24 protein-coding genes and 1 tRNA gene are annotated in these 20,585 nt (G+C 67.8%); 14 read left to right on the forward strand and 11 right to left on the reverse strand.

Annotated features, from left to right (window positions below; translation table 11 throughout):
* Position 1 precedes the first annotated feature (1 nt).
* A complete protein-coding gene (gene gatC / locus ABD719_RS13430) occupies positions 2–304 on the reverse strand; it encodes an Asp-tRNA(Asn)/Glu-tRNA(Gln) amidotransferase subunit GatC (RefSeq protein WP_344693900.1) in 303 nt (100 codons plus the stop codon).
* Positions 305–415: 111 nt separating this feature from the next.
* Here gatC and ABD719_RS13435 point away from each other — a divergent pair, with 111 nt between their 5' ends.
* The 5 genes from ABD719_RS13435 (at position 416) to ABD719_RS13455 (ending at position 5,002) form a co-directional block, all read left to right on the forward strand.
* Positions 416–1,564: a DUF3089 domain-containing protein gene (locus ABD719_RS13435; RefSeq protein ID WP_344693902.1), complete on the forward strand. Its 1,149-nt coding sequence runs from the start codon at positions 416–418 to the stop codon at positions 1,562–1,564.
* A complete protein-coding gene (gene ruvX / locus ABD719_RS13440; RefSeq protein WP_344693903.1) occupies positions 1,561–2,019 on the forward strand; it encodes a Holliday junction resolvase RuvX in 459 nt (152 codons plus the stop codon). Before ABD719_RS13435 ends, ruvX begins: the two co-directional genes overlap by 4 nt.
* A 113-nt stretch (positions 2,020–2,132) precedes the next feature.
* The gene (locus ABD719_RS13445) at positions 2,133–2,669 is read left to right on the forward strand and encodes a hypothetical protein (RefSeq protein ID WP_344693904.1); all 537 of its coding nucleotides are present in this window, start codon (positions 2,133–2,135) and stop codon (positions 2,667–2,669) included.
* Between the two features lie 132 nt (positions 2,670–2,801).
* Positions 2,802–3,791, forward strand: a complete 990-nt coding sequence (locus tag ABD719_RS13450) for an aspartate carbamoyltransferase catalytic subunit (protein WP_344694029.1) — start codon at positions 2,802–2,804, stop codon at positions 3,789–3,791.
* Entirely contained in the window at positions 3,788–5,002 is a 1,215-nt protein-coding gene (locus ABD719_RS13455) for a dihydroorotase (RefSeq protein WP_344693905.1), read from the forward strand. The genes ABD719_RS13450 and ABD719_RS13455 overlap by 4 nt, the downstream gene beginning before the upstream one ends.
* 73 nt (positions 5,003–5,075) lie before the next feature.
* Here the strand turns inward: ABD719_RS13455 and serB are convergent, their stop codons facing one another.
* On the reverse strand, positions 5,076–5,957 hold the full coding sequence (gene serB / locus ABD719_RS13460; RefSeq protein ID WP_344693906.1) for a phosphoserine phosphatase SerB: 882 nt from the start codon (positions 5,955–5,957) through the stop codon (positions 5,076–5,078).
* On the opposite strand from serB, the gene miaA reads away from it, so the two are divergent.
* The 5 genes from miaA (at position 5,950) to ABD719_RS13485 (ending at position 11,086) form a co-directional block, all read left to right on the forward strand.
* Entirely contained in the window at positions 5,950–6,876 is a 927-nt protein-coding gene (gene miaA / locus ABD719_RS13465) for a tRNA (adenosine(37)-N6)-dimethylallyltransferase MiaA (RefSeq protein WP_344693907.1), read from the forward strand. The genes serB and miaA overlap by 8 nt on opposite strands.
* Before the next feature lie 70 nt (positions 6,877–6,946).
* Positions 6,947–8,695, forward strand: coding sequence for an acetolactate synthase 3 large subunit (locus tag ABD719_RS13470; protein ID WP_344693908.1), 1,749 nt, complete (start codon positions 6,947–6,949; stop codon positions 8,693–8,695).
* Positions 8,696–8,765: 70 nt separating this feature from the next.
* A complete protein-coding gene (ilvN, locus tag ABD719_RS13475) occupies positions 8,766–9,281 on the forward strand; it encodes an acetolactate synthase small subunit (protein ID WP_192124655.1) in 516 nt (171 codons plus the stop codon).
* 48 nt (positions 9,282–9,329) lie between these two features.
* Positions 9,330–10,349 carry a ketol-acid reductoisomerase gene (gene ilvC, locus ABD719_RS13480; protein WP_192124653.1) on the forward strand — a complete coding sequence of 340 codons (1,020 nt, stop codon included), beginning with the start codon at positions 9,330–9,332 and terminating at the stop codon, positions 10,347–10,349.
* Between the two features lie 134 nt (positions 10,350–10,483).
* Positions 10,484–11,086: a YceI family protein gene (locus ABD719_RS13485; protein WP_344693909.1), complete on the forward strand. Its 603-nt coding sequence runs from the start codon at positions 10,484–10,486 to the stop codon at positions 11,084–11,086.
* A gap of 23 nt (positions 11,087–11,109) precedes the next feature.
* On the opposite strand, the gene ABD719_RS13490 is transcribed toward ABD719_RS13485, so the two are convergent.
* Entirely contained in the window at positions 11,110–11,523 is a 414-nt protein-coding gene (locus tag ABD719_RS13490; RefSeq protein ID WP_344693910.1) for a BLUF domain-containing protein, read from the reverse strand.
* Between the two features lie 261 nt (positions 11,524–11,784).
* Between ABD719_RS13490 and leuA the strand changes: the two genes are divergently transcribed.
* Entirely contained in the window at positions 11,785–13,440 is a 1,656-nt protein-coding gene (leuA, locus tag ABD719_RS13495; protein WP_344693911.1) for a 2-isopropylmalate synthase, read from the forward strand.
* A gap of 85 nt (positions 13,441–13,525) precedes the next feature.
* Positions 13,526–13,816: a hypothetical protein gene (locus tag ABD719_RS13500; RefSeq protein WP_344693912.1), complete on the forward strand. Its 291-nt coding sequence runs from the start codon at positions 13,526–13,528 to the stop codon at positions 13,814–13,816.
* Between the two features lie 176 nt (positions 13,817–13,992).
* On the opposite strand, the gene ABD719_RS13505 is transcribed toward ABD719_RS13500, so the two are convergent.
* The 6 genes from ABD719_RS13505 to ABD719_RS13530 are packed head-to-tail and all read right to left on the reverse strand — an operon-like array spanning position 13,993 to position 18,574.
* The gene (locus ABD719_RS13505; RefSeq protein ID WP_344693913.1) at positions 13,993–14,748 is read right to left on the reverse strand and encodes an SDR family oxidoreductase; all 756 of its coding nucleotides are present in this window, start codon (positions 14,746–14,748) and stop codon (positions 13,993–13,995) included.
* Positions 14,732–15,349: a GTP cyclohydrolase I FolE gene (gene folE, locus ABD719_RS13510; protein ID WP_344693914.1), complete on the reverse strand. Its 618-nt coding sequence runs from the start codon at positions 15,347–15,349 to the stop codon at positions 14,732–14,734. The genes ABD719_RS13505 and folE overlap by 17 nt, the downstream gene beginning before the upstream one ends.
* Positions 15,346–16,194 (reverse strand): S-formylglutathione hydrolase, encoded by an 849-nt coding sequence (gene fghA, locus ABD719_RS13515; protein ID WP_344693915.1) that lies wholly within the window; start codon positions 16,192–16,194, stop codon positions 15,346–15,348. The genes folE and fghA overlap by 4 nt, the downstream gene beginning before the upstream one ends.
* Positions 16,191–17,036, reverse strand: coding sequence for a formyltetrahydrofolate deformylase (gene purU / locus ABD719_RS13520; RefSeq protein WP_344694030.1), 846 nt, complete (start codon positions 17,034–17,036; stop codon positions 16,191–16,193). Before purU ends, fghA begins: the two co-directional genes overlap by 4 nt.
* Before the next feature lie 20 nt (positions 17,037–17,056).
* Complete coding sequence (locus ABD719_RS13525; protein WP_344693916.1) at positions 17,057–17,443, reverse strand: VOC family protein; 387 nt, start codon at positions 17,441–17,443, stop codon at positions 17,057–17,059.
* 24 nt (positions 17,444–17,467) lie between these two features.
* The gene (locus ABD719_RS13530; RefSeq protein WP_344693917.1) at positions 17,468–18,574 is read right to left on the reverse strand and encodes an S-(hydroxymethyl)glutathione dehydrogenase/class III alcohol dehydrogenase; all 1,107 of its coding nucleotides are present in this window, start codon (positions 18,572–18,574) and stop codon (positions 17,468–17,470) included.
* Positions 18,575–18,688: 114 nt separating this feature from the next.
* Here ABD719_RS13530 and ABD719_RS13535 point away from each other — a divergent pair, with 114 nt between their 5' ends.
* A complete protein-coding gene (locus ABD719_RS13535; protein WP_192124633.1) occupies positions 18,689–18,892 on the forward strand; it encodes a hypervirulence associated TUDOR domain-containing protein in 204 nt (67 codons plus the stop codon).
* 43 nt (positions 18,893–18,935) lie between these two features.
* Positions 18,936–19,241: an SWIB/MDM2 domain-containing protein gene (locus ABD719_RS13540; RefSeq protein WP_192124631.1), complete on the forward strand. Its 306-nt coding sequence runs from the start codon at positions 18,936–18,938 to the stop codon at positions 19,239–19,241.
* Positions 19,242–20,035: 794 nt separating this feature from the next.
* On the opposite strand, the gene ABD719_RS13545 is transcribed toward ABD719_RS13540, so the two are convergent.
* Positions 20,036–20,112, reverse strand: a tRNA-Arg gene (locus ABD719_RS13545).
* Between the two features lie 44 nt (positions 20,113–20,156).
* Positions 20,157–20,585: a DUF1178 family protein gene (locus ABD719_RS13550; RefSeq protein ID WP_344693918.1), complete on the reverse strand. Its 429-nt coding sequence runs from the start codon at positions 20,583–20,585 to the stop codon at positions 20,157–20,159.

Raw genomic sequence — 20,585 nt, forward strand, 5'->3', positions numbered from 1 at the left:
GCTATTCGATCACCTTGGGCACCGTGAAGAAGCCGTGTTCGGCCTGCGGCGCGTTCTTCATCAACAGGTCGCGGATGCCGCCGCCCGTCAGCGGATCGGCGTTCACCACGTCGTCGCGCAGCCGCAGGCTGTTGGGGATCACCGCCGTCATCGGCTCGACCCCTTGCGTATCGACCTGTTCGAGCTGCTCGATCCAGTGGAGGATGTTGCCGAGTTCGGGGGCGAGGCGGCTCGCATCCTCATCGGTGATGGCGAGCCTGGCGAGGCTGGCGATCTTCTTGACGGTGGCGGTGTCGACGGACATGCCATTGCGGCTAGCATCGCGCATCCCGGGCGCGCAACGCTTTTGCGCTGCACCATCGCGATTGCGCGTATCCGCCGGGTGCGGCAGGAGACGCCGGAACGGAGTGAATGGGTGGCGCGCAAATTCCTGTATCTGGTCGCGGGGCTGATCGTGCTCGCCATCGCGGGTGCCCTGACGTACCGGTTCTACGGCAACGACCTGATCCGCATGACGCTGGTTCCCAAGGAGGAATTCAGGGCGCAGCCCGATGTGCCGGGCAAGGCGTATGACGATCGCGCGATGTGGCTCGCCCGCCCCGATCTGCCCGGCAACCCCGCCCTGTGGACACCCGCCGGCTTCGCCCCGCGCGCCACGCCGGGCGGGGCGGCGATCTTCTTCATCCACCCCACCTCCTATGTCAGCCGCGACCACTGGAACGCGCCGATCGACGATGCCGAGACCAACGATCGCGCCGCGCTGTTCCTGCGTGGCCAGGCGAGCGCCTTCAACGAGGCGGGCGAGATCTGGGCGCCCCGTTACCGTCAGGCGACGTTCGGCGCCTTCCTGACCAGCGTCGCCGATGCCGAACGGGCGCTGCAACTGGCGTATGAGGACGTGGATGCCGCGTTCGACAGTTTCCTGCGGCAGATCGCGGCCGACCGGCCGATCATCCTTGCCGGCCACAGCCAGGGCGCGCTGCACCTGACGCGGCTGCTGCGCGACCGGGTGGCGAAGGACCCGACGCTCGCCCGCCGGATCGTCGCCGCCTATGTCGTCGGCTGGCCGGTATCGCGCGCCACCGATCTGCCGCGCATGGGCCTGCCGGAATGCACCGCCGCCGATCAGGCCGGTTGCCTGCTGTCGTGGGAAAGCTTCGCCGAACCCGCCGACCTGTCGCTGATCGTCGACACCTATGACATGACGCGCGGTTTCGACGGCCAGCCACGCCGCGGCACGCCGATGGTCTGCACCAACCCCCTGACCGGCACCGCCGACGCGACCGCGCCGGCGACCGCCAATCTGGGCACGCTGTTCCCGGCCGCCGACCTGTCGACCGCCGATCTGACGCCCGCCCGCGTCCCCGCCCGCTGCGGCGAGCGCGGGTTCCTGTTCATCGGCGAGGCGCCCGATGTCGGCCCCTATGTGCTGCCGGGCAACAACTACCACGTCTATGACTACAGCCTGTTCTGGGCGAACGTGCGGGCGGATGCGGGCCGACGGCTGGCGGCATGGCGCCCGGTGAAAAAGGCGGCGAAGCGCGCGTCGGGGAAAAGACGATGATCACCACCGATCGCGCGATATTCCGCGCCGCCCTGCCCGATGGCGGCCGGCTGATCGGGCTGGATGTGGGGACGAAGACGATCGGCACCGCGCTGTGTGATGCCGGCTGGAGCTTCGCCAGCCCGGCGCTGCTGATCCGTCGCACGAAATTCGCGAAGGACAAGGCGCAACTGGTCGACCTGATGACGGCGCAGCATGTCCGTGGCCTCGTCGTCGGCCTCCCCCTCAACCTCGACGGCACCGAGAGTCCCCGCTCGCAGGCGACACGCAGCATGGCGCGGCTGCTCGACGATCTCGGCCCGGTCCTGCTGTGGGACGAACGCTGGTCGACCGTCGCGGTGGAGCGGTTCATGATCGAGCAGGACATGAGCCGTGCCAAGCGGGCCGAGCGGATCGACAATCTCGCCGCCGCCCATATCCTGCAGGCCGCGATCGACGCGCTGGTCGCTGCCTGATCACAGGGCGGCGCGCGGGACCCGCGCGCCGTACACCATGTTTCCTGACGAATCGTCAACGAGTTGGCGGCTACAGTCACGGGTGCAGCCGTTTGCGAAGAGGGCCGTCCGCGATGAACATGATGACACCCGTCACGGGGAATACCCCGTCAGCCGCCATGACCGGCGTCGCCCCGGTTCGCCCGGTGGCCGAGCCCGAAAGATCCTTCGCGCAGGGAGATTCCGGCGAGGACCAGTCCGGCCGGGACCAGCCCGACGACGGGCGCGAACGGGGTGCGGAAACCACGTTGCGCTACAAGTTCGACTGGCTGGTGCAGAGTCAGGTCCGTGCCGGCACGATCGATCCGGACGATGCGGCGGAGATGATCCGGCTGTTCGACCGGACGATCGCCGATGCAACGGGCGCCGATGCAACGGGCGCCGATGCGACCGTTGCCGATGCGGAGGTCGACCGCGACGATCGCGACCCGGCCGGCCCGAACCGGCAGGCCCCGGCTGAAACGAAGGCTCGGTCCACGCCGCGCGGAAGCGCGGCCGCCGCGCTGCTCGACCGGATGCGCGAACGGTTCGGCGTCGACGGCCCCTATGACGACCATGGCGGGCAGAACGTCTCCACCCCGGTCGGGACGGTCGTCGACGAACAGGTCTGAGAGTCTGTTTGAAAACGCGCCGAGGCGCGTTTTACGGCACCGCCTGTGAAACTCGCCCTTTCGCGAGTTTCCAAACGGACCCTGAGCAAGCTCGCTTGCCCCGTGCGGCGGGCTTCGCTACCCGCCGCGACGATGCTGTCGCCGTCCGATCACCGCCCCGCCGCCCTGATCGCAGGGTCCGCCGTCTTCCCGCACCGGCACCTGACCGGGATCGAGGGGCTGCAACCGCACGAGATCGCGTTCCTTCTCGACGAGGCGGACCGCTGGGTGGAGGCGAACCGTACCCATGCGCGCGGCGACGCGCCCCTCGCCGGCCTCACCCAGATCAACGCCTTTTTCGAGAACAGCACGCGGACGCTGCTGTCGTTCGAGATCGCGGGGAAGCGGCTGGGCGCCGACGTGGTCAACATGCACGCCGCGCAAAGTTCGGTGAAGAAGGGCGAGACGCTGATCGACACCGCGCAGACGCTGAACGCGATGCGCGCCGACGTGCTCGTCATCCGCCACATGAGTTCGGGCGCGGTGAAGCTGATTGCGGACAAGGTCGACTGTCCGGTGCTGAACGCCGGCGACGGCCGCCACGAACACCCCACCCAGGCGCTGCTCGACGCGCTGACGATCCGGCGGCGACGCGGCAGCATCGCCGGGCAGCGCGTGGTGATCTGCGGCGATCTGCTGCACAGCCGCGTCGCACGGTCGAACATCCTGTCGCTCACTGCGCTGGCCGCCGAGGTGCGGGTCTGCGCGCCCTCCACCCTGATGCCGCCCGCGATCGAGCGGATGTTCGTCCAGCCCTTCACCGATTTCGATGCGGCGCTGGAGGGGGCGGACGTGGTGATGATGCTGCGCCTCCAGAACGAGCGGATGGACGGCGGCTACGTCCCCTCCCCCCGCGAATTCCGGCTGCGCTACGGCCTGACGCCGGAACGGCTGAAGTGCGCGAAGCCCGATGCGCTGGTGATGCATCCCGGCCCGATGAACCGGGGGATCGAGATCGATTCGGTGGTGGCGGACGGGCCGCAATCGGCGATCACCGAACAGGTGGCGATGGGCGTGGCGGTGCGGATGGCGTGCCTCGACGTCCTCACCCGCCGGGCGCGCGGCGTGGAGGGCTGGGCATGAGCGTGCTGGCGATCACCGATGTCCGGCTGGTGCTGCCCGACCGGGTCGAAACCGGCACGCTGCTGGTGCGGGACGGCGTCATCGCCGCGATCGGCGCGGTCGACGTGCCGGCGGATGCGGCGGTCGTCGATGGACGCGGCAGGCTGCTCGCCCCCGCGATCGTCGATCTCGGCGTGTTCGGTGTCGATCGTGAGGCGTGCCGGCGCGGCGGCATCGTCCGTATCGCGCTGATGCCCGATCAGTCGCCGGTGCTGGACGATCCCGGCATCGTCCAGCGGGCCGCGTTGGTCGGGCGCCCCGATCTGTGGATTCACCCCCTCGCCGCCGCCACGCGCGGGCTGGCGGGCAGCGAACTGGCCGAGATGGCATTCTGCCAGCAGGCCGGCGCCCATGCCGTCGCCACCGGGCGCGGCTGGATCGCCGATGCGCAGGTCATGGCGCGCGTCCTGTCCTACGCCCGCGATCTCGATCTGGCGGTCGTCACCCATGCCGAAGATGGCGGGCTGACCGCCGGTGCGGTCGCGACGACCGGCGAAACCGCGACCCGTCTCGGCCTGCCCGCCGCACCCGCGATCGCCGAGGCGCTGGCGGTGGCGCGCGACCTGATGCTGGCCGAGGAAACGGGCGCACGCCTGCATATCCGGCAGGTCACCACCGCCGCCGCGATCGACCTGATCCGGGCGGCGAAGCGGCGCGGCGTCCCCGTCACCTGCGGGATCACGCCCGCGCATCTTCACCTGTCGGATATCGCGATGAGCGATTTCCGCACCTTCGCCCATCTCTCGCCGCCCCTGCGCGACGAGGCGGACCGGCGCGCCTGTCTGGCGGCGGTGGCGGACGGGACGATCGACGTGATCGCCTCCGGCCACGATCCCCATGGGGCCGAGGAAAAGCGCCTGCCCTTCGCCGATGCCGCCGCGGGCATGGCGGGCGCGGAGACGCTGCTGCCGCTGGCGCTGATGCTGGTGCGCGACGGGCTGGTCACGCTCGACCGCCTGTTCACGCTGCTCGCCGCCAATCCGGCACGGATACTGGGGATCGATACCGGCCGGTTGGCGATGGGTCAGCCCGCCGATCTCGTCCTGTTCGACGACGGCGCACCATGGCGGATCGACGGCGAGGCGTTCGCCTCCGCCGGGAACACCCCCTTCGACGGCCTGCCCGTGCAGGGCCGCGTGCTGCGGCTGTGGAAGGGCGGCCGGGCGCTGTAGAGCAACCTGCCGATCCGTCATTGCGAGCGTAGCGATGGCATGGATCAAGCCGGTGCCGTCCGGCTTCAGCCGCCTATTCGCTGACCCATTCCGCCCTGGGGATACCCTGCGCCCATAACAGCGCGGTCAGGTCGCCATGCTCGATCCGCGCCGCCGCCGCGGCGGCGACGATCGGCTTGGCATGATAGGCGACGCCGAGGCCCGCCGCGCGGATCATCGGCAGGTCGTTGGCGCCGTCGCCCACCGCCAGCGTCTGCGCCGCCGTCAGCCCGCGTTCGGTGATGGCGGCGCGCAGGGTCGCCTCCTTGGTGGCGGCGCCGACGATCGGCTTGGCGACTTCGCCCGTCAGCCGGCCATCGGCCACCAGCAGGCGGTTGGCGATCGCGCGGTCGAACCCGATCCGGGCGGCGACCGGTTCGGCGAAGCGGGTGAAGCCGCCCGACACCAGGATCGCCAGCGCCCCGCCCGCCCGCATCGTGCGGACCAGTGGCACCGCGCCGGGCATGTTGCGCACCCGTTCCGCCAGACAGCGGTCGATCGCCCCTTCGTCCAGCCCCGCCAGCAGCGCGACACGAGCGTCCAGCGCCCCCTCGAAATCCAGCTCGCCGCGCATCGCGCGTTCGGTCACCTCGGCGACCTGCGCCTTGATGCCGGCATAATCGGCCAGTTCGTCGATGCATTCGACGGTGATCATCGTCGAGTCCATGTCGGCGATCAGCAGGGCCTTGCGCCGCCCCGCGCGGGGCTGCACGACCAGATCGACCCCCGCGAAGACGCCTTCCAGCGATGCCCGGGCCGCCAGGGAATCACCGGTGAAATCAATATCGACCGTCGCATCGGCATCGATCCAGCGCGGTGCCGACGGCCTGCACCCCGCCGCCGCCAGCCGGTCCGCCGCCGCCGACACGTCTCCCCCAGGCAGGCCATTGGCTGCTATCAGCGTCGCCGTGAACATCGCAATTCCCCCATTCCCCAGCGTCGCACTCATCGCAGGGCCGACCGCCAGCGGCAAGTCCGCCGCCGCGATCGCGGTGGCGACGGCGCATGACGGCGTCGTCGTCAACGCCGATGCCAGTCAGGTCTATCGCGACCTGCGCGTGCTCAGCGCCCGACCGTCGCCCGACGACGAGGCGCGCGTACCGCATCGCCTGTTCGGTCATGTCGACGGCGCCGATACCGGCTACTCCGCCGCCCGCTGGGCCGCTGAGGCGCGGTCCACCATCGCAGCGATCCATGCCGATGGACGGTTGCCGGTGCTGGTCGGCGGCACCGGGCTGTACCTGCGGACCCTGCTCGACGGCATCGCACCGGTGCCGGAGATCGATGGGGGCATCCGCGCCGCCGTGCGTGCGTTGCCAGTCGCGGCGGCGCACCGGCTGTTGTCGATCGAGGACCCGGCCGCCGCCGCCCGCCTCGCCCCCACCGATACGACGCGGGTCGCCCGCGCGCTGGAGGTGGTGCGCTCGACCGGCCGGCCGCTGGCGGACTGGCAGGCGGAACGGGTCGGCGGGATCGGCGACGCGATCCGGCTGGCCCCGATCCGGCTGCTGCCGCCGCGCGACCTGCTGCTGTCCCGGATCGATGCGCGCGCGGCGGCGATGATGGACGATGCGCTGGCCGAAGTGGCGGCGCTCACGATCCGCGCGGACATTCCCGCCGACGCCCCTGTCCGCCGCGCGATCGGGGTCGCGGCGCTGGCCAATCATCTTGCCGGACGGCTGTCGCGCGACGACGCGCTGGCCCGGCTGCGCCACGACACCCGCCGCTATGCCAAGCGCCAATATACCTGGTTCCGCAATCAACCACCGTCAGAATGGCATATCGCGACAGAAAATGACTCTATAGACGGCGTAATAGATGTTTTATTGCGATAGCAGGGGTTGACGGCTGGTGCTTACCCCTCTAGCGCCACCCCACCTTCTTCCATCACCGAAAGAGATAACCATGACCGAGCGAAGCGGAGCCGACATCCTCGTCGAGGCGCTATGCGATCTCGGTGTGGAGATCGTGTTCGGATATCCCGGCGGCGCCGTGCTGCCGATCTACGACGCGCTGTTCCGGTCCGGCCGGATCAAGCACATCCTCGTCCGTCACGAACAGGCGGCGACTCATGCGGCGGAGGGCTATGCGCGGTCGACCGGCAAGCCCGGCGTCGTTCTCGTCACCTCCGGCCCCGGCGCGACCAATGCCGTCACCGGCATCACCGACGCGCTGCTTGATTCGATCCCGATGGTCGTCATCACCGGTCAGGTGCCGACCGCGCTAATCGGCACCGATGCGTTCCAGGAAGCGGATACCGTCGGCATCACCCGCCACTGCACCAAGCATAACTATCTGGTGAAGGACCCGGCCAGGCTGGGCGCGGTGATCCACGAGGCGTTCCACATCGCCACCTCCGGCCGACCCGGCCCGGTCGTCGTCGACATCCCCAAGGACGTGCAGGTCGCGACCGCGAAATACCAGAAGCCCGGCCCGATCCAGCACAAGACCTATCGCCCGCAGGTGAAGGCCGATCCGAAGGCGATCGAAACCGTCGTCGACATGCTGGCGGCGGCGGAGCGCCCGGTGTTCTACACCGGCGGCGGCATCATCAATTCCGGCCCCGCCGCGTCGCAGATGCTGCGCGAACTGGTGCGGCTGACCGGTGCGCCCGTCACCTCGACGTTGATGGGACTGGGCGCCTATCCGGCCAGCGGCCCGCAATGGCTGGGGATGTTGGGGATGCACGGCACCTATGAAGCGAACATGGCGATGAACGAGGCCGATCTGGTCCTCGCGATCGGCAGCCGCTTCGACGATCGCGTCACCGGCCGGCTGGATGCGTTCAGCCCCAACAGCCGCAAGGTCCATATCGATATCGACCGGTCGAGCGTGAACAAGAACGTCCGTGTCGACCTTGCGGTGATCGCCGATGCCGGCCACGCGATGGAGGACATGGTCCGCGTGTGGAAGGCGCGCCAGCATCCCAGGCCCGACCTGACCGAATGGCAGGCGCGGATCGCCGGCTGGCGCGCGAAACGCTGCCTCGACTTCCCCGAAGGCAACGGCACCGAGATCATGCCGCAGCGCGCGGTGCGTGCGCTGTACGAGGCGACCCACGCGCGCGAGCCGATCATCACGACCGAGGTCGGGCAGCACCAGATGTGGGCCGCCCAGCATTTCGGCTTCGACGCGCCCAACAAGTGGCTGACCTCGGGCGGGCTCGGCACGATGGGCTACGGCCTGCCCGCCGCGATCGGCGCGCAGCTCGGCAATCCCGGTGCGCTGGTGATCGACATCGCGGGTGAGGCATCGATCCAGATGAACATCCAGGAACTGGCCACCGCCGGCCAGTACCGCCTGCCGGTCAAGGTCTTCATTCTGAACAACGAATATATGGGGATGGTCCGCCAGTGGCAGGAACTGACCTATTCGTCGCGCTATTCGGAAAGCTATAGCGAATCGCTGCCCGATTTCGTCAAGCTGGCCGAAGCCTATGGCTGGAAGGGCATCCGGATCGAGACGATGGACCAGCTCGACGCCGGCATCGCCGACATGCTGGCGCATGACGGGCCGGTGATGGTCGATTGCATGGTGTCGAAACTGACCAACTGCTTCCCGATGATCCCGTCGGGCGCGGCGCATACCGACATGATCCTGCAGGCCAACGAAGTGTCCGGCGAGATGGACGACGAGGCCAAGGCGCTGGTCTGACCGCCGCGCACCGATCCACCAACAGCCCTCCCCCGACCTCTCCCGCCAGCGGGAGGAGAGAGAGATCGATATGCACATCAAGACCGAAGCAGCCGAACGCCACACGCTGGCCGTGATCGTCGACAACGAACCCGGCATCCTCGCCCGGATCGCCGGCCTGTTCACCGCGCGCGGCTACAACATCGCCAGCCTGACCGTGTCGGAGATCAGCGACGACAAGGCGGTCAGCCGGATCACCATCGTCACCAGCGCGTCGCCGCCGGTGATGGAACAGATCATGGCGCAGCTCGACCGGCTGGTGCCGGTCCACAAGGTCGTCGATCTCACGGTCGAGGGCGATCACGTCGAACGCGAACTGGCGCTGGTGAAGGTCGCCGGGGTCGGCGAGAAGCGGATCGAGGCGATGCGGCTGGCCGAGGTGTATCGTGGCCGGGTGGTCGATGCCACCACCTCCAGCTTCGTGTTCGAGGTGACGGGCTCGTTCCAGAAGATCGACAAGTTCGTCGAGCTGATGCGCGAGGTCGGCCTGGTCGAGGTCGCCCGCACCGGGATCGTCGCCATCGCCCGCGGCCGCGACGCCGCCTGATTATCTACCGTTCCCCCCGGGGAACGATCAAAAAAAGGGACGAAGACCATGAAAGTCTATTACGATCGCGACGCCGATCTTAACCTCATCGCCGACAAGAAGATCGCGATCATTGGTTACGGCTCGCAGGGCCATGCCCATGCGCAGAACCTGCGCGATTCGGGCGTGAAGCAGGTCGCGATCGCGCTGCGCGACGGATCGGCCACCGCGAAGAAGGCGGCCGACGCCGGTTTCCAGGTGATGTCCAACGCCGCCGCCGCCGGCTGGGCCGACATCCTGATGATCCTCGCCCCCGACGAGCATCAGGCCGCGATCTGGGAAAACGATCTGAAGGGCAACATGAAGCCCGGCGCCGCCCTCGCCTTCGCGCACGGCCTGAACGTGCATTTCGGCCTGATCGAGCCGCCGAAGGACATCGACGTCATCATGATCGCGCCCAAGGGTCCGGGCCACACCGTGCGCAGCGAATATGTCCGCGGCGGCGGCGTCCCCTGCCTGATCGCGATCCATCAGGATGCCAGCGGCAACGCGCACGACGTCGCGCTCGCCTATGCATCGGGTGTCGGCGGCGGCCGTTCCGGGATCATCGAGACCAATTTCCGCGAGGAATGCGAAACCGATCTGTTCGGTGAGCAGGCCGTGCTCTGCGGCGGCATCACCCATCTGATCCAGGCGGGCTTCGAAACGCTGACCGAGGCCGGATACGCGCCGGAAATGGCCTATTTCGAATGCCTGCATGAAACCAAGCTGATCGTCGACCTGCTGTACGAGGGCGGCATCGCCAACATGCGCTATTCGATCTCGAACACCGCCGAATATGGCGACATCACCACCGGCCCGCGGATCATCACCGACGAGACGAAGAAGGAGATGAAGCGCGTGCTCGCCGACATCCAGTCGGGCCGCTTCGTCAAGAACTTCGTTCTCGACAACCGCGCCGGCCAGCCGGAACTGAAGGCCGCACGCAGCCTCGCCGCCGCCCACCCGATCGAGAAGACCGGGGCCGAACTGCGCGCGATGATGCCGTGGATCGGCGCCAACAAGCTGGTCGACAAGGCGAAGAACTGAACGGACGGCAGGATGGGTCGCGGGCGCGATCCATCCTGCCGCGCTCCTTGCGAAACGGATCGTTGTCGCAACGGCGTTTGACGGCACCCTCCCCGCCCGCCACGGTCCCGCGGGTCAACAGGGAGTTTACCGACATGCGTATCGCCATCGCCACCGCCATCATGCTGATCGCCGCCCCGGTCGTTGCCCAGACCGGCACGCCCGGCACGCCGAACCGGGCACTGATCACCGCCGGCACCTATCAGGTCGACCCCAACCACACGCAGGTGACGTGGCAGGTCAACCATATGGGCTTTTCGCTGCTGGAGGGTCAGTTCGGCGCCACCGCCGGATCGATCACCATCGATCCCGCCCGGTTGAGCGCGACCCAGGTCGATGTGACCTTCGCGGTCGATCAGCTGTCCACTACCTCGGAGGGCTTCACCAAGCACCTCAAGTCGAAGGACTTCTTCGATGCGGAGGCCAACCCCACCGCCCGTTTCGTGTCCACCAGCGTCCGCTCCAGCGGCAATGGCGCGACGATCGTCGGCAACCTGACGATCAAGAACGTCAGCAAGCCTGTCACCCTGCAGGCGACCTTCGTCGGCGCGGGCAACAATCCGATGAGCAAGAAGCTGAACTTCGGCTTCCGCGCGACCGGATCGATCAAGCGTAGCGATTTCGGGCTCGGCATGGCGGCGCCGGTCGTCTCCGACAAGGTCGATCTGACGATCAACGCCGCGTTCGCCGCGAAGTAAACCGGTCGGCGCCCGCCGGCCGGTCAGGCCGTGCGGGCGCTGGCGGCCAGCCCCTCGAACGTCGCCCGCACGTCGGGCGCGGCATGGGCGGCCAGCGAGGCGATCCGGTCCAGCGTGGCCGGATCGCCTCCCTGCCCACCCGCGCCGGGGGCGTGATAGGCCATCGCCCATTCCCCGAATTCGCGCACCGCCACCTCGCGGTTCGACAGCACGACCAATCCGTAATGCCGCTCGTCCTGCTGGATGCGCCTGAACGTCGTATCGACGATCGCCTCCTCGCCCTCCAGCACCTGGAGGAAGCGTTTGCCGTTGAAGAACAGCAGCCCGGTGATCCGGTCGCGCGCATTGTTGCGCCGCGACGCCGCCAGGATCGTCGCAGGGTCGATCGTCGTGGCGACCGCGCGGTGGACGGTACTGATGTAGAGCAACTGGCGCATGTCGAAATTCCTTATTTCTTCATCGACTTAGCTGCCCTGAAGCTAACGAATTGTTGCCACGGCACGGGCATCGGTGGACAAGTGCGCGGCCCGGCGGCATGATGCACCGGATGCTGAACGCGCTGCCCTGCCTGCGACTTATCCGCCCTTAGGGTGGCGTCGTTTCCATGCGCGTTTCCCTAAGGGCCTTATCCTACCCATAGCGCCATGATCGACCGCGACCGTGATACGGTGCCGCGGCGTCACATCCGGGAAATCACCATGCTCCGCGATCCCTCGACCAAATACCGACCCTTTCCGCCGATCGACCTGCCCGACCGGCAATGGCCGTCGCGCACCATCACCCGCGCGCCCCGCTGGCTGTCGACCGACCTGCGCGACGGCAATCAGGCGCTGATCGATCCGATGGACGCTGAAAAGAAGACCCGGCTGTTCGACCTGCTCGTGCAGGTCGGGCTGAAGGAGATCGAGGTCGGCTTCCCCTCCGCCGGCGCGACCGAGTTCGACTTCATTTCCGGGCTGGTGAAGACCGGCCGCATCCCCGACGATGTCGCGATCCAGGTGCTCACCCAGTCGCGCCGCGACCTGATCGAAACCAGCTTCGCCTCGCTGGCCGGGGCGAAGACCGCGATCGTCCACCTCTACAACGCGGTGTCCCCCGCGTGGCGCAAGATCGTGTTCGGCATGACCCGCGAACAGGTGAAGCAGATCGCGATCGACGGCGCGAAGGTGCTGCGCGACGAGGCGGCGAAGCGCCCCGACACGCGCTGGCAGTTCGAATACAGCCCCGAAACCTTCTCCACCGCCGAACTCGATTTCTCGGTGGAGGTGTGCGAGGCGGTGATGGACGTGCTGCAACCGACGCCCGACGCGCCGATCATCTTCAACCTGCCCGCCACGGTCGAATGTGCGACGCCCAACGTCTATGCCGACCAGATCGAATGGTTCGGGCGCCACATTCGTCATCGCGACGCCTGCGTCATCTCGCTCCACACCCATAACGATCGCGGCACCGGCGTCGCCGCCGCCGAACTGGGGATGATGGCGGGGGCCGACCGGGTTGAGGGCTGCCTGCTCGGCAATGGCGAGCGGACGGGCAATTGCGATCTCGTGACGGTCGCGCTCAATCTCTACACGCAAGGGGTCGATCCCCGGCTCGACCTGTCGGATATCGACGCGGTGGTGAACACGATCCAGTATTGCACCAACCTGCCGGTGCATCCGCGCACGCCCTATGCCGGCGATCTGGTCTTCACCGCCTTTTCCGGGTCGCACCAGGATGCGATCAAGAAGGGGTTCGCGGCACAAGGAGCCCGCAACGACGGTTTCTGGGAAGTCCCTTATCTGCCGATCGACCCCGCCGATCTCGGCCGCAGCTACGAAGCCGTGATCCGCGTCAACTCGCAAAGCGGCAAGGGCGGCGTCGCCTGGGTGATCGAGCAGGATCGCGGGCTGAAACTGCCCAAGCGCCTCCAGGCCGATTTCAGCCGCCATGTGCAGGCGCTGGCGGACGAGACCAGCCGCGAACTGGGCGCGGCGGATATCTGGGGCCGGTTCGAGGCGACCTACCTGCCGCGTCCCGATGATCGCTTCGTGCTGCGCGATTACGAGGAGACGGGCACCGCCGGTCAGCGGCTGTTCGTCGGGCGCGTCGCGGTGGATGGCGAGGAACGGTCGATCTCCGGGCGCGGCAACGGCCTGATCTCCGGCGTGATCGCCGCGCTGGGCGAGACGGGGCCGAACCTCGACGTGATCGATTATAGCGAACACGCGATCGGCCATGGTGCCGATGCGCAGGCCGCCGCCTATGTCGAATGCCGCACCGACGATGGCCGCATCGTGTTCGGCGTCGGTCTGGACAGCGACATCGCCACCGCCAGCGTCCGCGCGGTATTGAGCGCCGCCAACCGCGCCTGACGGAACCCCCGTCGGCGCGGCCGGTTCGTCTCCCGGATGTCCGGGAGACGAACCGATGCCGAACGAACACAAGCCCACGAAGAAAATGGCCGACAACGCGCAAAAGGGCATCGACCTGCGCGATAAATTCAACCGGGGCGGCACCGATGTCGGGGTGAAGCGCGCCAGACAGATAATTGACGGCGGTCCGATGTCCGACGAGGACGTCAAGTCGATGCACAGCTATTTCGCCCGCCACGACGTCGACAAGGACGCCAAGTCCCACGACTGGGGCGACGAGGAAAACCCCTCCGCCGGCTATATCGCCTGGCTGCTGTGGGGCGGCGAGGAAGGCAAGACCTGGGCCGACAGGCAACGCGAGAAGATCGGGGACTGAGGGGGCCATGCTCCGGAACGGTCGTGGATAGCTGCGCCGACCTACCCCGAATATACCTCCCCGGCGGAGGCCGGGGCCCAGTTGGATGAAGGGCTGTTATACCCCACCACGGCTTTCCCGACTGGACCCCGGCCTCCGCCGGGGAAGTGGAGGTTATCCGCGGAAATGCCCCGATCTCATCCCGCCAGATGCATGAAATCGCGCTCGAACGGCACCAGATGCGCGCCGCCGTCGACGAACAGGATCTGCCGGTCCATCTCCGTCGCGCCCGCGCAGAACAGCACCGCCGCCGCGATATCGTCGGGCATCGACAGGCGTTGCAACGGCATCATCGCAGCCAGCCGCGCCATCTGCCCGCTATCGTAATCGTCGGTCGCCAGCGTTAGGCCGGGGGCGACCCCGTTCATGCGGATGCCCGCCGCGCCGATCCGCGTCAGCCCGGCCAGACCCAGCTTGGCGAGCGTATAGGATAGCTGGTCGGGGTGCGGATGCGCGATCCGCTGGTCGAGGATGTTGACTACCGACCGATCCCCCGCCCCGCCGGCCGCCACGAACGCCTGCACCAGCAGCACCGCCGCCGCACAGTTCACCGCATAGGCGCCGGTCAGGTCGTCCACCCCGATATCCGCCAGCCGGTCCTGCCCGAACACGGATGCACCGTTGACCAGCAGGTCGGGCGCCCGGCCGAACCGCGCCGCCACCGCCCCGAACAGATCGGTCGCCGTCGCCGGATCGGTGAAATCCGCGACGAAGCCATGCCACCGCATGTCCGCATCGGCCAGCACCGCCGCCAGCGCCGGCTCCGGTTCGGCATCGTGGCTGCCGTGCAGCGCCAGATCATAGCCCGCGCCCGCCAGCGCCGCCGCCACCGCCGCCCCCAGCCGCCGGCACCCACCGGTGACGAGCGCGAGCGGCCTACCGACCACCGACACCGATCAGCGCCAGCACCTCCTTGCGGCTGCGCTCGTCGTCGCGGAACGCGCCCATCATCCGGCTGGTCACCATCGCGACGCCGGGGGTGCGCACGCCCCGTGCGGTCATGCACGCATGGGTCGCCTCGATCACCACCGCCACCCCCAGCGGCTTCAGGTGGGTCCAGATGCAGTCCGCGACCTCGGCGGTCAGCCGTTCCTGCACCTGCAATCGCCGGGCATAGCCATGCAGCACCCGCGCCAGCTTGGAAATGCCGACGACATGGTTGCGCGGCAGATAGGCGATATGCGCGCGGCCGATGATCGGCGCCATGTGATGCTCGCAATGCGACTGGAACGGGATGTCCTTCAGCAGCACGATCTCGTCATAGCCGCCCACCTCCTCGAACACGCGCGACAGGTGGCGGCCGGGGTCCTCGCCGTAACCGGCGCAATATTCCTTCCACGCGCGCGCGACGCGGCGGGGCGTGTCGCGCAGCCCCTCGCGCGCAGGATCATCGCCGGCCCAGGCGATCAGCGTCTCGATCGCCGCCGCCACATGCGGCGGCACCGCGATCTTGCCGTCCGCCTCCACCAGGTCGCCGTCGTCGGATGCGGTCATACGGTGTTCCTCAATCGCCCGGCCGCCCAGGCGACATGGTCCGCCATGAAGGTCGAGATGAAATGATAGCTGTGGTCGTAGCCCGGCTGCATCCGCAGCGTCAGGTCGATACCCGCATCGGCGCACGCGGTGGCGAGCAGATCGGGCCGCAACTGTTCGGCGAGGAAATTATCCGCCTCGCCCTGATCGACCAGCAGGTCGGGGAAGCGCGCCCCGTCCTCGATCATCGCCACCGCGTCATGCGCGCGCCATGCCGCCCGGTCCTGCCCCAGATAGCCACCCAGCGCCTTCTCCCCCCACGGCACCTGCGACGGCGCGACGATCGGCGCGAAGGCGGTGCAGCTGCGGAACCGGTCCGGATGGCGCAGCGCGATCGTCAGCGCGCCGTGGCCGCCCATCGAATGGCCGGTGATCGCCTGCGCGCCCATGTCGACCGGAAATTCGGCGGCGACCAGCGCGGGCAGTTCGTCCTCGATATAGGTCCGCATCCGGAAATGCGGCGCCCATGGCGCCTCGGTGGCATCGACATAGAAGCCCGCTCCCTGCCCCATGTCCCACGCCGGATCGTCCGCCACGCCCTCGCCACGTGGGCTGGTATCGGGCGCGACCAGCATGATACGATGTTCGGCGCAGGCGCGGGCATAGCCGCCCTTGTCCATCACATTGGCATGGGTGCAGGTCAGCCCCGACAGATACCACAACACCGGCAACCGCTCGCCGGCCTCATGCGCGGGCACGAAGACGGCGAAGGTCATGTCGGTGCCCGTCGCGGTCGAGGCATGGCGGTACACCCCCTGCGTGCCACCGAACGCCTTCGCCTCGGATACCGTCGTCATCGTCGTCATCGAAATACCACCGTCCGGTTGTCGTTGAGGAACACGCGCCGTTCCCCGATCCAGCTTACCGCGCGCGCCAGCACCTGCGCCTCGATATCGCGGCCGATGCGGATCAGATCGTCGGCGGAGGCACGGTGATCGACCCGCTCCACCGCCTGTTCGATGATCGGCCCCTCGTCCAGGTCGGCGGTCACGAAATGCGCGGTGGCACCGATCAGTTTCACGCCGCGCTCATGCGCACGGTGATAGGGTCGCGCGCCCTTGAAGCCGGGCAGGAAGCTGTGGTGGATGTTGATGCACCGCCCCGGCAGGGCGGCGACCAGCGTCGGCCCCAGCACCTGCATGTACCGCGCCAGCACCAGATATTCCGCCCCCTGCGCCGCCATCAGGTCGAGGATCGCCTGTTCCTGCGCGCTGCGCGTGGCATCGTCGACCGGCAGATGGTGCCAGGGCAGCCCGTGCCACTCGACCAGCGGCCGCAGGCTGTCATGGTTGGAGACGACGCCGGTGATCTCCACCGGCAGCGTATCGGTACGCCAGCGGTGGAGCAGGTCGTTCAGGCAATGTGACCCCTTCGACACCGCGACCAGCACGCGCGGCCGGTGATCGGCGGGGGTCACTTCCCACGCGAAGCCGAACCGCGCGGCGACCGGGGCCAGCGCGGCGCGCACGCCGTCCGCCATCGCCGGAAACCCTGGCCCGCCCCCGGCGAAGACGACGCGCATGAAGAAGCGCCCCGTCTCCAGATCGGCATATTGCTGGCTGTCGAGGATGAACCCGTCGATCCCTGCCAGCGCCCCCGATACCGCCGCGACGATCCCGATCCCGTCCTGACAGGTCAGCGTCAGGATATAGGCCGTCCCCGTATCCGTCACGCGGCGGCGGGACGGTGCATCGCGCACAGCTTGTTGCCGGCGGGATCGCGCAGATAGGCGAGGTACAGCGGTCCGAACGGCGACTGGCGCAGGCCGGGCGGGTTCTCGATCGGGGTGCCGCCCGCCGCGACGCCCGCCGCATGCCACGCATCCACCGCCTCGGGCGACGACGCGGCGAAACCGATCGTGCCGCCATTGGCGTGGCACGCCGGCTCGCCATCGATCGGCCGGGTCAGCATCAACATGCCGCCGGGATGGCGATAGGCGGTCCGGCCGACCGGATCGGTGCGCCCGGGCGCGATGCCCAGCGCGCCCAGCGTGGCGTCGTAGAACGTCTTCGACGCTTCCAGATCGTTGGCCCCGAGCATGACGTGACTGAACATGGTCTTCCCCTCCTTGATTGATCGTCAGTAGATCACGACGGAACGGATTGATTCGCCCGCGTGCATCAGGTCGAACCCCTTGTTGATCTCGTCCAGCGTCAGCCGGTGCGTGATCATCGGATCGATCTGGATCATCCCGTCCATATACCAGTCGACGATCTTCGGGGTATCCGTCCGTCCGCGCGCGCCGCCGAACGCGGTGCCGCGCCAGTTGCGCCCGGTCACCAGCTGGAACGGGCGCGTGCTGATCTCCTTGCCCGCCTCCGCCACGCCGATCACGATGCTGGTGCCCCAGCCGCGGTGGCAGCATTCCAGCGCCTGCCGCATCACATCGGTATTGCCGGTCGCATCGAAACTGTAATCCGCGCCGCCATCGGTCAGCGCCACGATGTGCGGCACGATGTCGCCGACCACCTTGGGATTGGCGAAATGGGTCATGCCGAACCGGCGGCCCCATTCCTCGCGATCCGGGTTGATATCGACGCCGACGATCATCTTCGCCCCCGCCAGCTTCGCGCCCTGGATCACGTTCAGCCCGATCCCGCCCAGCCCGAACACGACCACGGTGTCGCCCGGCTGCACCTTGGCGGTATGCACCACCGCGCCCACCCCGGTCGTGACGCCGCAACCGACATAGCAGCTGGTGTCGAACGGCGCGTCCGGCCGGATCTTCGCCACCGCGATCTCGGGCAGGACGGTGAAGTTCGAGAAGGTGGAACAGCCCATGTAATGGAAGATCGGCTGACCTCTATAGCTGAACCGCGTCGTCCCGTCGGGCATCAGCCCTTTCCCCTGCGTCGCGCGGATCGCGGTGCACAGGTTGGTCTTGCCCGACAGGCAGCTTTTGCACTGGCGACATTCCGGCGTGTAGAGCGGGATCACGTGATCGCCGACCGCGACGCTGGTCACGCCCGCGCCCACCTCGCGCACGATCCCCGCACCCTCATGCCCCAGCACGCTGGGGAACAGGCCCTCGCTGTCCAGCCCGTCGAGCGTATAGGCATCGGTGTGGCAGATGCCGGTCGCCATGATCTCGACCAGCACCTCGCCGGGCTTCGGCCCTTCGAGGTCCAGTTCGACGATTTCCAGCGGCTGCTTCGCCTCGAACGCCACGGCGGCACGCGTCTTCATGTCTCGCTCCTCGCGGGCGCATGCCCGCCATCCTGCCGGCGGGGGTACGCCCGCCATGCTGCAACCATTATGCCCTTGCCGCGATTGATGGCCGGCATACAAGAGGAGCAGGCGATGGATGACCCGAAAAAGGGCGACGAGGTGACCTGGAAATCGCACGGCGGCGAAGCCCATGGCAAGGTCGTCGAGAAGGTGACCCACGATACGAAGATCAAGAGCCATCAAGTCCGTGCCTCGAAGGATGAACCCCAGTTCATCGTAGAGAGTGACAACGGCGGCAAGGCAGCGCACAAGGCGGACGCGCTGAAGAAAGCGTAGTCCCGGCAACGGGGCGACCAAAGATCATATAGGAAGGAAGACGATGGCTAAAGCCAAGCAGGAAGCCGGTGCCGCAAAGGCCGCCGACACGCAGACCAAGGCAGGCTCGGGCATCCACGCACCCGTCAAGCCCTCGCCCGAACTCGGCGAGATCGTCGGCGCCGATGCGCTGCCCCGCAGCGAGGTCATCAGCAAGGTCTGGGAATATATCAAGAAGCAGGAGCTTCAGAATCCCCAGAACAAGCGCGAGATTCTCGCCGACGACAAGCTGAAGAAGGTCTTCGGCAAGGACAGCGCGACGATGTTCGAGATGAACAAGTACATCTCGGCCCATCTGACCAAGGCGTGATGCGGCGGGGGTGCTCCGGCACCCCCGGTTTGCTGGCCCCGGTTTGCCGGTCCCGATCTACCGATACCGGCCTGCCGACCGCGCGAGGGCGACGCGAGACGCGTCGGGACTTTCCCTTCCCCATCCGGGGCTTTCACCGGATCGGACCGGCCGCCGCGATCGGCCGCCAGCCCTCCATCCGGGCTTCGGCCATTGTCGGACAGACCCGCCGGTCTCGCATCCACCGGAACGATCCGGTCCACACGATCCCCCCCGACCCGGCGGACTGGAAACGCGGCTACCGCCTGTCCTACACATGGCCGTTCGGTCTATGATCCCGCCATATGCCCGGATCGCCGTTTCCTATCCGCCGTCCACGCCCCACCGGCACCCCTGTAGGATGGGACTTTCGTGACTTTCCGGTGTGACTTTCCAGCTGACCGACCCGCCTCGTCCGTGAACGCCATCGTCGCGACCCCCGACATGCGATCGCCCTGACGCAGATTTCGCCAATTTGCCGGCTAGAGTCAGATGACATCAGATTGATCCGTCATTGCGAGCGTAGCGAAGCAATCCAGCGCCGGACCAGGATGCCCTGGATTGCTTCGCTCCGGTCGCAACGACGAACATCCGGTTCAACCTGATGTCATCCGGCTCCAAGTCACGATGACGTCACCCCCCATCCGTCATTGCGAGCGCAGCGAAGCAATCCAGAGCCCAGTCCGCGACGCCCCGGATTGCCTCGCCAACCCCGCCACGACGGGATCGGTCAGGCCAGGCCTCTCGGCCCTAACTATCGCAGAATACAGGAAATTTGGTGGTCCCGGAGGGACTCGAACCCCCGACGCCCACTTTAGGAAAGTGGCGCTCTGTCCGGCTGAGCTACGGGACCACGCCGACGCTCCTTAAACCAGCGTGCCGCGGCGATCCAGTCCGTCAATTCACCCGGTCGGGCGGCACGACCGGCAGCGGCAACGGCACCACCGCCACGCCATCCTCGACCAGCGCCTTCGTCTCGGCCAGTGTCGCCTGTCCGTGAATCGTCCGGGGCGGCTCGTCCCCGTCGTGCATCGCCCGCGCCCGGGTTGCGAAACCGGCTCCCACCCATTGCGACGACGCGAGCAATTTCGCCTGCGCCGCCGCCAGTTGACCGATCGCCTGCTTCATCCGGGCTGGATCCGGCGACGTCGCCCGATTGCCTTTCGCGGCCACCGCCGGTGCCATCACCGCCTTGTCCACCGCGGCGGACCCGCAGACCGGGCATGACAGCAATCCATCCTCGCGCTGCCGTGCATAGGCGTCGCTGGAACCGAACCACGCCTCGAACACATGGCCACCGTCGCACCGCAGGTCGAACACGATCAT

Origin of the sequence: Sphingomonas cynarae (genome assembly GCF_039537815.1) — a bacterium.
Taxonomy (GTDB): Bacteria; Pseudomonadota; Alphaproteobacteria; order Sphingomonadales; family Sphingomonadaceae; genus Sphingomonas; species Sphingomonas cynarae.